Below are 13,225 nucleotides of genomic sequence, written 5' to 3' on the forward strand. Positions count from 1 at the left end.
CGCGGGCCCCGGTCAGTACCGCGGGTGCACCAGCGTCGACGCCGGCAGCCCCCCGATCCGCGTGGCGGCCGCGGCGCGCTCGTCGGCCGCCAGGCCGTTCCCGGTCAGGGTGCGGGGCGCGGGCCCCTCGGCGTCCAGTCGCAGTCGCGGCGCCGTACCGCCCGGTGCCGCCAGCAGGAACCCCCAGTCGTGTGGGGCCCGGGAGGCGTCGGCCGAGCGGTCGGGGCCGGCCGGGAAGCCGGAGTCCTGGCCGGGGATCCGGTAGGCGGCGGTGGCGAAGCCGGCCGCCCGGAGGGTCGACGCCACCGTCCAGAAGGCCCGGGGGCGGGCGGTGACCGGACCGGCGTGCACCACGAGCCGCCCGTCGGCGGCGAGGGCGCGGCGGGCCAGGCCGTAGAACTCCTGGGAGTACAGCTTGGTGCTGGCGGTGATGCCGGGGTCGGGGAGGTCCGCGATCACGACGTCGTACGTCCCCGCCGGCGCCCCGCGCAGCCAGGTGAGGGCGTCCGCCGTCGTCAGGCGCAGGCGGGGGTCGTCGTAGGCGTGGCCGTTGAGGGCGGACAGGCCGGGGTCGCGGCGGGCCAGGCGGGTGAGGCCGGCGTCGAGTTCGACCAGGTCGACACGGCGCACGTCGCGGTGGCGCAGGACCTCGCGGGCGGCCAGTCCGTCGCCGCCGCCGAGGATGAGCACACGCGTGTGCGGGCCGCTCAGCGCGGGCTGGACGAGGGCCTCGTGGTAACGGCGTTCATCGCGGCCGCCGACCCTGAGCCGGCCGTCCAGGAAGAGGTCGAGGGGCCGGCCGCCGGTGCCGCCGGCGAGGACGACCTCCTGAACGCCGGTCCGCACGGCGACCCGGACGTCCCCGCCGTACACCGCGTGCCGGGCGGCGCGTTCGAAGTCGCCGGCGAGGGCGGCCGCGGCGGCGAGGACGCCGAGCACGGTGAGGCCGACCAGCAGCAGGGTCCAGCGGGCGCGGCGGGTCAGGTCGCGGCGGAACAGGCCGAGCACCAGGGCGCCTCCGGCGATCACGTTGACCGCGCCGGTGAGCAGCGCCCCCGTCAACTGGCCGAGGTACGGCAGCAGCAGGAACGGGAAGGCGAGACCGCCGACCAGCGCGCCCACGTAGTCGGCGGCGAACAGGTCGGCGACCGCGCCCCCCGCGTCCTGGCGGCGGATGCGCTGGATCAGCTCCATCAGCAGCGGCACCTCCGCGCCCACGAGCAGGCCGATGGCGAGCGAGAAGGCGACGAGCAGACAGCGCGGGCCGTCGGCCCAGACGCCGCCCCAGCCGCCGGTCCAGGCGAAGACCGCGTACAGCGCCATCGCGCTGCAGCCGCCCACCAGGGCGAGCACGATCTCGATCGCGCCGAACCCGGCGGCCGCGTGCCAGCGCAGCCGCTTGGCCACGAGGGAGCCGATGCCCATCGCGAACACCATCACGGACAGCACGACGGAGGCCTGGGTGACCGAGTCGCCGATCAGGTACGAGGCGAAGGCGACGAGTTCGAGTTCGTACACCAGCCCGCAGGCCGCGCACACGAAGACGCACACGAGGACCAGGAACCGCCCGGTGCCGGGCCGGACGGGCAGCCGTGCGGGACCTGTCCAGGGCGGGGCCGCCGGCGGAGCGGGAGCGTGCGGATCGATCACGCTGCGACGTTACGTCACGCACTCGGTACGCTTCGTCACCCACACGTGTGGATCTCCGGGCAGTTGACGCATTACTGGTTTATGCCGCGCGGAACGCGTGTGACCCCGTCCGGCCGGCCGGGACCCGCGCCCCGACCCGCGTCCGGGTCGCCACCAACTGCCCGTCCTGCGGGTAGGCGTGCCAGGTGCGCCAGTGGACCTGGCCCTCGTGCCACTGGGCCAGCAGCGCGGTGAAGGCATGCGGGCTGCCGGGGAAGACGCCGACGAGGCCGTGCGGATGGTCGGAGACGAGGGCCAGCAACTCCTGTGCGCGGCCCTCGAACGAGCCCGGCGTGAGCACCTCGACGCGCGCCGCGAACTCGTACTCCCAGTCGTCGACGCGCTTGGCCACACCCAGCGGAAGCGGGGTGCTGGAACCGGCGATGCACGCGACCGTCTCCGAACATCGCCCCCGCTCCTCATCGAGCAGCACCTGGTGGGAGGCGCCGAGGAGCCGCAACTGCAGGTGGGAGCCACCCAGTTCGAGGTCGAGGGTGGCCAGTGCGGGCAGCGGTTCGCGGCCGAGGGCCCAGGCGAGGTCGGCGGCACGGGTGTCGGTGTAGGAGGTGTTCAGGGTCGTGAGCATGGGTCGGCTCCGCTAACGAACAAGGAGGGGGGAGTTCGGCCTTGTCAGCCCAGTCAGCCCGGCCGGTGGGGGCGACTGCGGGAGTCCGAGGGCTGTGTCGGTGAGTAGGACGGCCGCGTTGGTGAATTAGAGGGAATCATGAACAGTGGCGCCACCACAGCGTTTTTACCCAAGTTCGTGGGGTTTCCATCCCTCAGAGGGCTCCACAGCTCAACTGTTCAACTACGGCGTGCGCCGGGCGCGCGGCCGGCAAGCACCCGGGCGCCCGCCGGATGCGTTCCTCCGGCGGGCGCCCGGGCCCCGGAAGCCGGCCGCCCCGCGCCGGCCGCCTCCCCCGCTCGTGCTCCGTCAGCTGCCTCCCCCGCAGCCACCGCCGCCCCCGCACGAGGACCCTCCGCCGCAGGACGAGCCGCCGCCGCAGGAGGAGGAGCCGCCGCCGCACGACGAGTGCCCTCCGCCCCCGCAGGAGTGGTGGCCACCGGAGTGGCCTGAGCCGTGGTGGCCGCCGGACGACGATCCGGTGTCCGCCGCGCCGGCGACCCACCAACTGGCGCCGCTGTCGTACGACGACGAGGACGACGAGGACCTCGTGCGGGACGAGCGGGACCGGCCGGCCGAACGGGTCCTGCCCTTCTTGAGGCCCGGGCCCCTGTTCCCGGCCCGCTTCCTGCGCGCCCGGTCCGCCGCCCCCGCGATGATCAGCAGTGCGAGCAGAGCCAGGCCGAATCCGATCTCCATGGCGCCGCCCTCCTTCCTTTCCCCCGAAGCGGCCCCCCGTGGGCGCCTCGCTGTCACCGCCTCTCGTGCGGTGACCGGGGGATGCCCGGCCGCCGAGCGCGCCAAAGCAGAGTTGAGCAAGTCCAGAGCTTGGGCGCAGGATGGCCGGCATGACCTCCTCCGCGCGCCCGCACCTCAACCGCCGTCTGGCGGAGTTCGGCACGACGATCTTCGCCGAGATGTCCGCCCTCGCCGTGTCGACCGGGGCGATCAACCTGGGACAGGGCTTCCCCGACACCGACGGCCCCGAGGAGATCCGGGAGGCCGCCGTACGCGCGCTGCGCGACGGGCGCGGCAACCAGTACCCGCCGGGCCCGGGCGTCCCCGAACTGCGCACCGCGATCGCCGCGCACCAGCTCCGGCGCTACGGGCTGTCGTACGACCCCGACACCGAGGTACTGGTGACGGCCGGCGCCACGGAGGCCATCGCGGCCTCCCTGCTGGCGCTGCTGGAGCCCGGCGACGAGGTGGTGGCCCTGGAGCCGTACTACGACTCCTACGCGGCGAGCATCGCGATGGCGGGCGGCCGCCGGGTACCGGTGACGCTCCGGCCGCACGACGGCGCCTTCCGCCTGGACCTCGACGAACTGCGCGCGGCCGTCACGGACCGCACCCGCCTGCTGCTGATCAACACCCCGCACAACCCGACCGGCACGGTCCTCACCCGGACGGAACTGGCGGCGGTCGCCGAACTGGCGGTGGAGCGGGACCTGCTGGTGGTGACGGACGAGGTCTACGAGCGCCTGGTCTTCGACGACGCCGAGCACACGCCGCTGGCGACGTTCCCCGGGATGCGCGAGCGGACGGTGACGATCGGCTCGGCCGGCAAGACGTACTCGTTCACCGGCTGGAAGGTCGGCTGGGTGACGGCGGCGCCCAGCCTGGTCACGGCGGTGCGCTCGGCAAAGCAGTACCTGACGTACGTGTCCTCGGGGCCGTTCCAGTACGCGGTCGCGGAGGCCCTGGCCCTGCCCGACTCGTACTACGAGGACTTCCGCGCGGACATGCGCGACCGCCGGGACATCCTCGCGGAGGGGCTCGCCCAGGCCGGATTCGAGGTCTTCAGGCCCGCCGGCACCTACTTCATCACCACGGACATCCGGCCCCTCGGCGAGAAGGACGGCTTCGCGTTCTGCCGCGCGCTGCCGGAGCGCGCGGGCGTGGTGGCCATCCCCAACGCGGTGTTCTACGACGACCGCGAGGCGGGGGCGCCGTTCGTGCGGTTCGCGTTCTGCAAGCGCCCGGAGGTGCTGCGGGAGGCGGCGGAGCGGCTGCGGAACATGTGAGGACGGGGTCCGGGGGCCGTGGCCCCCGGACCGGCCGGGGCGGGGTTACTCCCCGTCGTCCTCGGGCTTCTCCGCTTCGTTCACTTCGTCTTCCAGGCCCAGCTGCTCCACCAGCCACTTGTCGAACTCGATCGCGGCCCGCACCCAGCTGACCGTGGAGGAGACGAAGTGGTTGAGGTCGACACCGGTGCCGACCAGCATCTGAGCCTCGCCGATGAGGCGGACGGTGCCGTCGTCGTGGGTGTGGGTGTACACCTTGGGCCACAGCGTGCGGCGGTTCCAGTCGTCGACGGACTCCAGCAGCTGCGGCTTCTCGCCGATCTGGTGGGGCCGGTCGTAGAAGGTCCGCACCGAGAAGACCGCCTGCTCATCCTCCCCGCGGAACATGAAGTACGTGCGGAACTGCTCCCACGGCGCCGCGAGGTCTCCCTCCTCGTCGACGACGTACTTCAGCTCCATCTGGTCGAGGAGCTGCTTCACGAGATCCTGATCCGGGACGACGGGGCCCACCGGTCCCTGGGGCTGCGGTTCGGGCTGGCCCCCGAAGTTCGGAATCGAGGACGGGTCGATGCTCACCGTGATTTTCCCTTCGTACGGATCCCGCCATCCTCTCCCATGCGGGGAGGGGGGTGGCAAGCCCCGACGCGGCCTGTCAGCCGAGGGCTGACATGATCCGGCCGGACGGGCCGCACGGCGGCGCCGTGCGGCCCGGCGGCACCGCCCGCCCCCGGGTCGCACGGCCGCTCGGATCAGAGCGTCTTGCCCGTCACCGGGCCCACGATCAGACCCTCCTCGAAGCGGTCCACGCGGACCGTGTCGCCGTCCTTGACCTCGCCGGAGAGGATCTCCCTGGCGAGGCGGTCGCCGATCGTGGTCTGCACGAGGCGGCGCAGCGGACGGGCGCCGTAGGCCGGGTCCAGGCCCTCCTCGGCGAGCCAGGCCAGCGCCTCGGGCGTGATGTCCAGCGTGAGCCGGCGCTCGGCCAGCCGCCTGGCCAGCCGGTCGATCTGGAGCCCGGCGATCCGCTCCAGTTCGGACTTGGTCAGCGCCGTGAAGACCACCAGGTCGTCGAGCCGGTTGAGGAACTCGGGCTTGAAGGAGGTCCGTACGACCTCCAGGACCTGCTCCCGCTTCTCCGCCTCGCTGCTCACCGGGTCGACCAGGAACTGGCTGCCCAGGTTGGAGGTGAGCACCAGGATGGTGTTGCGGAAGTCGACCGTGCGGCCCTGGCCGTCCGTCAGGCGGCCGTCGTCCAGCACCTGCAGCAGGATGTCGAAGACCTCCGGGTGGGCCTTCTCCACCTCGTCCAGCAGCACCACGCTGTACGGGCGCCGCCGCACCGCCTCGGTGAGCTGGCCGCCCTCCTCGTAGCCGATGTAGCCGGGAGGCGCGCCGACCAGCCGGGCCACGCTGTGCTTCTCGCCGTACTCCGACATGTCGATGCGGACCATGGCCCGCTCGTCGTCGAAGAGGAAATCGGCGAGCGCCTTGGCCAGCTCGGTCTTGCCGACGCCGGTCGGGCCCAGGAAGAGGAAGGAGCCGGTGGGGCGGTCGGGGTCGGCGATCCCGGCCCGGGAGCGCCGCACGGCGTCGCTCACCGCGCGCACGGCCTCGGTCTGGCCGATGAGGCGCCGGCCCAGCTCGTCCTCCATGCGCAGCAGCTTCTGCGTCTCGCCCTCCAGCAGGCGCCCGGCGGGGATGCCGGTCCAGGCGCCGACGACGTCGGCGATGTCGTCGGAGCCGACCTCCTCCTTGACCATGGTGTCCCTGGCGACCTCCTCCTCGGCCTCGGAGGCGGCCTCCAGTTCCTTCTCCAGCTCCGGGATCCGGCCGTAGAGCAGCTTGGCCGCGGTGTCGAAGTCACCGTCGCGCTGGGCGCGTTCGGCCTGGCCGCGCAGGTCGTCCAGGCGCTCCTTCAGCTCACCGACCCGGTTGAGGGACTGCTTCTCCTTCTCCCAGCGGGCGGTCAGGCCCCGCAGCTCCTCCTCCTTGTCGGCGAGGTCGCGGCGCAGCTTCTCCAGGCGCTCCCGGGAGGCCGGGTCGGTCTCCTTGGCGATCGCCAGCTCCTCCATCTTCAGCCGGTCCACGGAGCGCTGGAGCTCGTCGATCTCCACGGGGGAGGAGTCGATCTCCATACGCAGCCGGGATGCCGCCTCGTCGACCAGGTCGATGGCCTTGTCGGGCAGGAAGCGGGAGGTGATGTACCGGTCGGACAGGGTGGCGGCGGCCACCAGCGCGCTGTCCGCGATCTGCACCTTGTGGTGGGCCTCGTACCGGCCCTTCAGCCCGCGCAGGATGGCGATGGTGTCCTCGACGGTCGGCTCGGCGACCAGAACCTGCTGGAAGCGGCGCTCCAGGGCGGGGTCCTTCTCGATCCGCTCCCGGTACTCGTCCAGGGTCGTGGCGCCGACCATGCGCAGTTCACCGCGGGCCAGCATCGGCTTGAGCATGTTGCCCGCGTCCATGGCGGAGTCGCCGCCGGCACCGGTGCCGACGACGGTGTGCAGCTCGTCGATGAAGGTGATGATCTGCCCGTCGGAGTCCCTGATCTCGGCGAGCACGGACTTCAGCCGCTCCTCGAACTCGCCGCGGTACTTGGCGCCCGCCACCATCGCGCCGAGGTCGAGCGCCACCAGCCGCTTGTCCTTCAGCGACTCGGGCACGTCGCCCTTCACGATCCGCTGGGCGAGCCCCTCCACGACGGCGGTCTTGCCGACGCCGGGCTCACCGATGAGGACGGGGTTGTTCTTGGTACGGCGGCTCAGCACCTGCACGACCCGCCGGATCTCCTGGTCCCGCCCGATGACCGGGTCGAGCCGGCCCTCGCGGGCGGCGGCGGTGAAGTCGGTACCGAACTTCTCCAGGGCCTTGTACTGACCCTCGGGATCGGCGGTGGTCACGCGGCGTCCTCCCCTGGCCCTGGTGAAGGCCTCTTCGAGCTTCTTGGCGTCGGCACCCTGCTTCTGGAGCACCTCGCCGGCCGCGCCGCCCTTCGCGGCGATGCCGAGGAGCAGGTGCTCGGTGGACAGGTACTCGTCGCCGAGCGCCTTCGCCCGCTCGGTGGCGTCGGCGATGACCGCGAGCAGCTCGCGGTTGGGCTGCGGGGGCGCGACGGTGGAACCGGTCACGCTGGGCAGTCCGGCCAGCACGCGCTCGGCGCCGGAGCGTACGGCGGCCTGGTCGGCTTCGACGGCGGCGAGCAGGTCGGTGATGTTCTCGTTGTCCTGGCCCTGGAGCAGCGCCAGCAGCAGGTGAACGGGGGTGAGGTCCGGGTGCCCCCCGGTGACTGCGCGGTTGCCGGCCGCGTTGATCGCGTCCCGGCTCCTGTTGGTCAGCTCGGCGTCCACGTGTCCGTTCTCCTCCTCGGCGTCGGCTCGGCGGCCGGGTCCTTCCCAGCGCTGACTTGACCAGCGTACACAAAGTTGAGTCTATTCCACTCAAGGCACGGCAGACCGCGGGGCGGTGGAAATTGCGGCTAGGTTTCGGCCATGGCCAAGCACTCCGTAGACCCGGCTGCCCCGGACGAGCCGTATCTCGCCTTCTGGCGGGAACGGCATCTGTGCACCCTGACGACCCTGCGCCCCGACGGCAGCCCGCACGTGGTGCCGGTCGGGGTCACGTACGACCCCGGGGCGCGGCTGGCCCGGGTGATCACGAACGGCGGCAGCGCGAAGGCGGCCCACGTCCGCGCGGCCGGTGACGAGGGCGCGCGGGTCGCGGTGTGCCAGGTGGACGGCCGCCGGTGGGCCACGCTGGAGGGCCGGGCACGGGTGCGCGACGACCGGGAGCGGGTCGCGGAGGCGGAGCGGCGGTACGCCGAGCGCTACCACCGGGTGCCGGCGGAGAACCCGCGGCGGGTGGTGATCGAGATCGAGATCGAGCGGGCGCTCGGACATGGCTGACGACCGATCGGTTTCAGCCGGCGTGGCCGCGCTCCCACACCCGGAAATGTGCCCATAAAACTGCAGCGGCGTCACCGTGTTCAGGTCACGGTGACGCCGCTGCGGGGGGAAGCACCTGAGCGATCTTTTACGACGGGGGAATCGCGTCAGGCACTGCGGGGGGTGGCTGAGATGGTCGTGAGTTCCGGGTCCTCCGGCTCAGCGAGGCGGTGGTCCCTTTGGTCCAGGTTCACAAAGATCATGCCGTAGCGGATCGCGCACCGCACCGGCTGTGGCGCCCCGCGCGGCTTGCGCAGGCACCGGTAGGCCCGTACGTCCTCGTCATCGTCCCGGGTGACGACGACCGGCTCTCCGAACACGGTCACCATCAACGAGTCACCACTGTGGGGGATGGCGGTGACCAGGTCGATGAAGTGCCAACCGGAGCGGTAGGCGGTGGCCATCTCTCGCCGGAAGGACCGGTCGTCGGGCGGGGTGGTCATGCCCTCGCACCCGCCCTCACCACGTCCCAGCCAAGATCCTGCCCGGACGCGGTCTGGCTCGTGCGGGGCGTGATGTCCCAGCCGAGATCCAGCGCGGAGTCCGCATGACCGGCCGGCCGTACGATGTCCCAGCCGAGGTCCAGCGTGCTCACCGTGCCGAAGACCAGTCCTGTGGAGAAGGCCACGGCAAGTACTGAGCGAAGCATTCTCTTGCACATGATGGGCTTCGTCCTCACTTCCCCTGTGTCTCTCCCCCGCCATCAAGACGATGGCTCATCAAGCCACGTCAAAGCCACAGAAGCGGTGCATCATGTTCCTGCATGTACAGGACCCTGGGGGGTGGAGATTTGCCTAATACTCACACAAACGAGACACATCATCCTCACGGGATGACAGATCTCTGTGAAGACGGCAAGCGCCTGTACGCCGACGCGCTGCGGCTGGGACGCGTCGCCCGCCCGGAGGTGGCAGTCGCCCCTTGTCTGCTGGAACTCGCGCTGCTGCACCCCGATCCGGACGATCCCAAGTGGCTGCGTCCGGTACCGCCCGCCGCCGCGCTCGCCCAGCGCCTGCATCCGATCGAACGAGAGATTCAGGAGCGCAGGCACGTCGCGATCGAACTCACCGATTCCTTCGAGCCATTCATGGCCATCAGTGCCCAGACTACGGGGGATACCAACGCGGTCACGGTGCACGAGGGCATCGAGCGGATCAACAAGGCGATCGAACGGGCCACGGCGGACTGCCGGCACGAGGTGCTCACCGTGCAGCCCGGCGGCGGACGCAGCGAGAACGTCCTGGGCATCGCCCTGAAACGGGGTCAGGCCGTCATCGACCGCGGGATCTCGATGCGCACGCTGTACCAGCACACGGTGCGCCACAGCCAGGGGACGCTCGCGTACGCGGAGATCATGGCCAAGGGCAAGGTGGAGATCCGCACGCTCGAGGAGCTGATCGAACGTCTGATGATCTTCGACCGTGAGGTCGCCTTCATCCCCGCCCGCGACGACCGCCAGGTGGCCCTCGAACTGCGGCACCCGGCGCTGGTCGAGTATCTGGTCAAGGTCTTCGAGCAGCTCTGGCGGCGCGCGGTCCCCCTCCTGGAGGAGCCGGCCTACGCTCCTCCGGTCGACGGCGTCACGGGAGTGCAGCGCTCCATCGCCAAGCTCCTGGTCGAGGGCCATGTGGACGAGGCGATCGCCCGCCGGCTCGGCATGAACGTAAGGACCTGCCGGGCCCACATCGCCAAGCTGGCCGCCGCACTCGGCAGCGGCAGCCGCGCCCAGCTCGGCTATCTCATCGCCCGCTCCGGGCTGCTGGACCAGGAACCGGGCCCGGAGTCCGGGACGCCGGCCCCGGCGGAGCACGACTGACGCGAGGGCGCGGCCCGGGCGCCTCAGCGCACGCTCGGCGAGCCCTGGCCGGGCAACCCCAGCGCGGCGGGCGTGGCCGGCGGTCCGCTGTGCGGGGGCCGGTCCAGGCCCACCTGGGCTATACGCACGCCCAGTTGGGTCCGGCTCGCCGCACCGAGCGTGTCCGACAGCCGGGCGATGTGCGACCGGCAGGTACGGACGCTGATGCCGAGCCGTTCGGCGATCACCGCGTCCTGGTGGCCCTCGGCGAGCAGCGCGGCGATGGACCGCTCGCGGTGCGAGATGCCCTCGATGCCGGTGTCGGGCAGCGGCGCCGTCAGCGGCAGCGCCAGGCGCCAGAGCCGCTCGAAGACGGTCACCAGGTACTCGACCAGCGCCGGGTGCCGCAGTTCCAGGGCGATCGTGCGCTCGGAGTTGGCGGGGATGAAGGCGACCGTGCGGTCGAAGAGGATCAGCCGGTCGATGACCTCGTCCAGGGTGCGGGCCTCGACCGCCCCGCCCATCAGCTCCAGGTAGTTGAGCAGCCCCTGCCCGTGCCGGGCCACGTGCGTGTACAGGTCGCGCATGCGCACGCCCCGGCCGCGCAGCGCCAGCGCCCGGTGCAGCCCCTCGGACAGCTCGGCCTCGCGGCGGATGCCGCCCGGCTGCACCGTGAGCACCTCCACGGTGCACGCGGCGGTCGCCTCGTCCATCGCGGCCTGGATGCGGGAGAGCCCGTCCAGCACCCGGATGGCCGTGCCCTCACCGGACGCCGACAGCGCCTGGAGCTGCCGCCCCAGGCCCGCGTACCACTCGAAGGCGGCGACCGCCGAGCCCACCCGCCGCTGGCTCTCCCTGACCTCGTCCTGGACCCCGCGCAGCAGCCGGGTCATGACCTCCTGCGGTGAGGTCGGCACCAGCCAGTCCATGTCGTCCGGATCGGGGTGCAGCAGGGCCAGTTCCAGCAGGCAGGGCACCGGCTCGGCGTCCGTGCGCGGCACCCGACCCCGGCGGACGGCCCGGGAATACACGCGATCCCCGGCCCCGCACAGCCGGTCGGCACCGTGAGGGTGCTCTTCCGCCCCGTGCCCGGCCATCGCCCATTCCACCCCCGGTTGCTGCCACTTCCGCAGCGCAACTATGCGCGGCCGGGACCGGGTCCGCAACACGGCTCGGGCCGCACCGGGCAGGGAAAAGGGCCGGTATGTGCCGTTGTGTACGATCTTCCGCCCGCCGCACCGCAACAAGCTGCGGGGGGGGGCGGGACGCGGGCTACTTCAGGCCGATCGACGCGCAGGCCGCCTTGTACTTGGCCGTGCAGATGTCGCCGACCGAGTAGATGCCGTCGGCGATGACGGTGTCCTTGATCTTGCCCCGGGTCAGGGCGCTCACCTGGACGAGCCGGGACGGGATGTCCTTGTCGGTGGGGCTGTCGACCCGGTCCTGGGTCAGCGCGTCGAACTGGATGTCCTTGCCCTGCACCTTGGTGACGGCCATCTGGGCCGCGGCCTGGGCCTCGTCCGGGTAGGACTTGTAGACGCTCATGAACTGCTCGCCGGCGACGATCCGCTGCACGGCGTCCAGTTCGGCGTCCTGGCCGGTGATCGGGGGCAGCTTGGTGACACCGGCCGCCGTCAGGGCCTTGATGACCCCGCCCGCCATGCCGTCGTTGGCCGCGTAGACCGCGGCGATGTTGTCCTTGCCGATCTCGGCGATCACCTTGGTCATGTAGGCCTGGGCGTTCTCCGGCTTCCAGTCGGGGGTGTCGTAGCTCTTCGCGATGTCGACCTTGCCGTTCAGCTCGGACACCGCGCCCTGCTTGAACTGCTTGGCGTTGGGGTCGGTGGGTGAGCCGTTCACCATGACGACCTTGTCGGAGGTGTCCACGCCCGAGCCCAGGGCCTCGAGCAGCGTGCGGCCCTGCACCTCGCCGACCAGCTCGTTGTCGAAGGAGATGTAGGCGTCGATCGGACCCTCGGCGAGACGGTCGTAGGCGATGACCGGGATGCCCGCTTCCTTGGCCTTCTTCACCTCGCCGACGATGCCGTGCGAGTCGACCGCGTCGAGCAGGATGACGTCGACCTTGTCGTCGATCATCGTCTGCATCTGGCCGGCCTGCCGGGCGGCGTCCGCGTCCGCGTTGGCGTACCGGACCGTGCCCTTCTTGCGGGTCAGTTCGGACACCTTGGCCTTGATGATCGGGTAGTCGAACTTGTCGTAGCGGGTGTTCGCCTTCTCCGGCAGCAGCAGCCCGACGGTGACGTCGTCACCCTTCGTCGGGCTCGCGCTCGCACCGTCTCCCGTCGCGTCCAGCACGCCGCACCCGGCGAGCGAAAGGATCATCGTGGACGCGGCCACGGATATGGCGATACGACGCATTCGAGGGCTCACTTCAGGTGCGATCCGGACGTGGGTGCTTCTTTACGACCCAGGTGTCTGAAAAGACAACGCGGAGCGGCCACCCGGCGTCAAGCGGAACTACTTAACGAGTGCGCAACAGCACGCTCCGCTGCACCTGTGAAGGAGGAGCGGAATCACCTCCAAGCACTCTTTACGGACCCTTCACGTAAAGGAAGTTCACGGGTGGGCAAAGATCCGGGCAACCGACGGGGCCGCCGCGCACGCGGAAGGGGCCGGAGACGGTCTCCCGTCCCCGGCCCCTTCCGGTGCCGCTTCCCGTGGGCGGTCAGTCCGCCTGCTGCTGCCGCTTCGGCCGCCAGACCACCAGCGCGCTGGTCTGCTGCACCTCCTGATACGGCACCAGGTCGCGCCGGTAGGAGGCGTGGACGGCGGCCTCGCGCTGCTGCATCGCGGCCGCCGCGCCCTCCAGGGCCGCCTGCAGCTCCGCCACGCGGGACTGGAGCGCGACGACCTGGTTCTCCAGTTCGATGATGCGCTTGATACCGGCCAGGTTGATGCCCTCGTCCTGGGACAACGCCTGCACCTGACGGAGCAGTTCGATGTCCCGGGCCGAATAGCGGCGGCCCCGCCCGGCCGTGCGGTCCGGGGAGACAAGACCGAGACGGTCGTACTGGCGCAGCGTCTGCGGATGGAGCCCGGAGAGCTGGGCCGCCACCGAGATGACGTAGACCGGGGTCTCCTCGGTCAGTTCATACGGGTTACGCCGACGGCCGGGTGTGTCCATGGGGCT

13 protein-coding genes are annotated in these 13,225 nt (G+C 71.3%); 3 read left to right on the plus strand and 10 right to left on the minus strand.

Features of this window, described 5'->3' with window-relative positions:
* Positions 1-12: 12 nt before the first annotated feature.
* The 3 genes from ABZ478_RS12225 to ABZ478_RS12235 all read right to left on the minus strand — a co-directional run bounded on the left by ABZ478_RS12225 (position 13) and on the right by ABZ478_RS12235 (position 3,013).
* Positions 13-1,650 (minus strand): polyamine aminopropyltransferase, encoded by a 1,638-nt coding sequence (locus tag ABZ478_RS12225; RefSeq protein ID WP_359547909.1) that lies wholly within the window; start codon positions 1,648-1,650, stop codon positions 13-15.
* A gap of 79 nt (positions 1,651-1,729) precedes the next feature.
* On the minus strand, positions 1,730-2,275 hold the full coding sequence (locus ABZ478_RS12230) for a DUF2617 family protein (RefSeq protein ID WP_359547910.1): 546 nt from the start codon (positions 2,273-2,275) through the stop codon (positions 1,730-1,732).
* Positions 2,276-2,623: 348 nt separating this feature from the next.
* Positions 2,624-3,013 carry a hypothetical protein gene (locus tag ABZ478_RS12235; RefSeq protein ID WP_359547912.1) on the minus strand — a complete coding sequence of 130 codons (390 nt, stop codon included), beginning with the start codon at positions 3,011-3,013 and terminating at the stop codon, positions 2,624-2,626.
* 140 nt (positions 3,014-3,153) lie between these two features.
* On the opposite strand from ABZ478_RS12235, the gene ABZ478_RS12240 reads away from it, so the two are divergent.
* Positions 3,154-4,338 (plus strand): pyridoxal phosphate-dependent aminotransferase, encoded by a 1,185-nt coding sequence (locus ABZ478_RS12240; protein WP_359547914.1) that lies wholly within the window; start codon positions 3,154-3,156, stop codon positions 4,336-4,338.
* 45 nt (positions 4,339-4,383) lie between these two features.
* Here the strand turns inward: ABZ478_RS12240 and ABZ478_RS12245 are convergent, their stop codons facing one another.
* The gene (locus ABZ478_RS12245) at positions 4,384-4,914 is read right to left on the minus strand and encodes a YbjN domain-containing protein (protein ID WP_359547916.1); all 531 of its coding nucleotides are present in this window, start codon (positions 4,912-4,914) and stop codon (positions 4,384-4,386) included.
* Positions 4,915-5,087: 173 nt separating this feature from the next.
* On the minus strand, positions 5,088-7,685 hold the full coding sequence (gene clpB, locus ABZ478_RS12250; RefSeq protein ID WP_359547918.1) for an ATP-dependent chaperone ClpB: 2,598 nt from the start codon (positions 7,683-7,685) through the stop codon (positions 5,088-5,090).
* Positions 7,686-7,826: 141 nt separating this feature from the next.
* Between clpB and ABZ478_RS12255 the strand changes: the two genes are divergently transcribed.
* Positions 7,827-8,240, plus strand: a complete 414-nt coding sequence (locus ABZ478_RS12255) for a TIGR03618 family F420-dependent PPOX class oxidoreductase (protein WP_359547920.1) — start codon at positions 7,827-7,829, stop codon at positions 8,238-8,240.
* Positions 8,241-8,386: 146 nt separating this feature from the next.
* Here the strand turns inward: ABZ478_RS12255 and ABZ478_RS12260 are convergent, their stop codons facing one another.
* A complete protein-coding gene (locus tag ABZ478_RS12260; RefSeq protein WP_358933086.1) occupies positions 8,387-8,722 on the minus strand; it encodes a hypothetical protein in 336 nt (111 codons plus the stop codon).
* Positions 8,719-8,907: a hypothetical protein gene (locus tag ABZ478_RS12265; protein ID WP_199211336.1), complete on the minus strand. Its 189-nt coding sequence runs from the start codon at positions 8,905-8,907 to the stop codon at positions 8,719-8,721. The genes ABZ478_RS12260 and ABZ478_RS12265 overlap by 4 nt, the downstream gene beginning before the upstream one ends.
* 204 nt (positions 8,908-9,111) lie before the next feature.
* Between ABZ478_RS12265 and ABZ478_RS12270 the strand changes: the two genes are divergently transcribed.
* A complete protein-coding gene (locus tag ABZ478_RS12270; protein ID WP_359547922.1) occupies positions 9,112-10,095 on the plus strand; it encodes a helix-turn-helix transcriptional regulator in 984 nt (327 codons plus the stop codon).
* Between the two features lie 23 nt (positions 10,096-10,118).
* Here the strand turns inward: ABZ478_RS12270 and ABZ478_RS12275 are convergent, their stop codons facing one another.
* The 3 genes from ABZ478_RS12275 to ABZ478_RS12285 all read right to left on the minus strand — a co-directional run bounded on the left by ABZ478_RS12275 (position 10,119) and on the right by ABZ478_RS12285 (position 13,219).
* On the minus strand, positions 10,119-11,171 hold the full coding sequence (locus ABZ478_RS12275) for a helix-turn-helix transcriptional regulator (protein ID WP_358933090.1): 1,053 nt from the start codon (positions 11,169-11,171) through the stop codon (positions 10,119-10,121).
* A gap of 175 nt (positions 11,172-11,346) precedes the next feature.
* On the minus strand, positions 11,347-12,453 hold the full coding sequence (locus ABZ478_RS12280) for a substrate-binding domain-containing protein (protein WP_359547924.1): 1,107 nt from the start codon (positions 12,451-12,453) through the stop codon (positions 11,347-11,349).
* A 307-nt stretch (positions 12,454-12,760) separates the two neighbouring features.
* Positions 12,761-13,219 carry a helix-turn-helix domain-containing protein gene (locus ABZ478_RS12285; RefSeq protein WP_359547926.1) on the minus strand — a complete coding sequence of 153 codons (459 nt, stop codon included), beginning with the start codon at positions 13,217-13,219 and terminating at the stop codon, positions 12,761-12,763.
* Positions 13,220-13,225: the final 6 nt, after the last annotated feature.

Source organism: Streptomyces sp. NPDC005706 (assembly GCF_040631045.1).
Lineage (GTDB): Bacteria > Actinomycetota > Actinomycetes > Streptomycetales > Streptomycetaceae > Streptomyces.

Excerpts from the sequence above, each read along its gene's own strand:
- ABZ478_RS12285 (WP_359547926.1), bottom strand. The coding sequence starts at position 13,219 with ATGGACACACCCGGCCGTCGGCGTAACCCGTATGAACTGACCGAGGAG.
- ABZ478_RS12260 (WP_358933086.1), bottom strand. The coding sequence starts at position 8,722 with ATGACCACCCCGCCCGACGACCGGTCCTTCCGGCGAGAGATGGCCACC.
- ABZ478_RS12230 (WP_359547910.1), bottom strand. The coding sequence starts at position 2,275 with ATGCTCACGACCCTGAACACCTCCTACACCGACACCCGTGCCGCCGAC.
- ABZ478_RS12235 (WP_359547912.1), bottom strand. The coding sequence starts at position 3,013 with ATGGAGATCGGATTCGGCCTGGCTCTGCTCGCACTGCTGATCATCGCG.
- ABZ478_RS12240 (WP_359547914.1), top strand. The coding sequence starts at position 3,154 with ATGGCCGGCATGACCTCCTCCGCGCGCCCGCACCTCAACCGCCGTCTG.
- ABZ478_RS12270 (WP_359547922.1), top strand. The coding sequence starts at position 9,112 with ATGACAGATCTCTGTGAAGACGGCAAGCGCCTGTACGCCGACGCGCTG.
- ABZ478_RS12275 (WP_358933090.1), bottom strand. The coding sequence starts at position 11,171 with ATGGCCGGGCACGGGGCGGAAGAGCACCCTCACGGTGCCGACCGGCTG.
- ABZ478_RS12280 (WP_359547924.1), bottom strand. The coding sequence starts at position 12,453 with ATGCGTCGTATCGCCATATCCGTGGCCGCGTCCACGATGATCCTTTCG.
- ABZ478_RS12255 (WP_359547920.1), top strand. The coding sequence starts at position 7,827 with ATGGCCAAGCACTCCGTAGACCCGGCTGCCCCGGACGAGCCGTATCTC.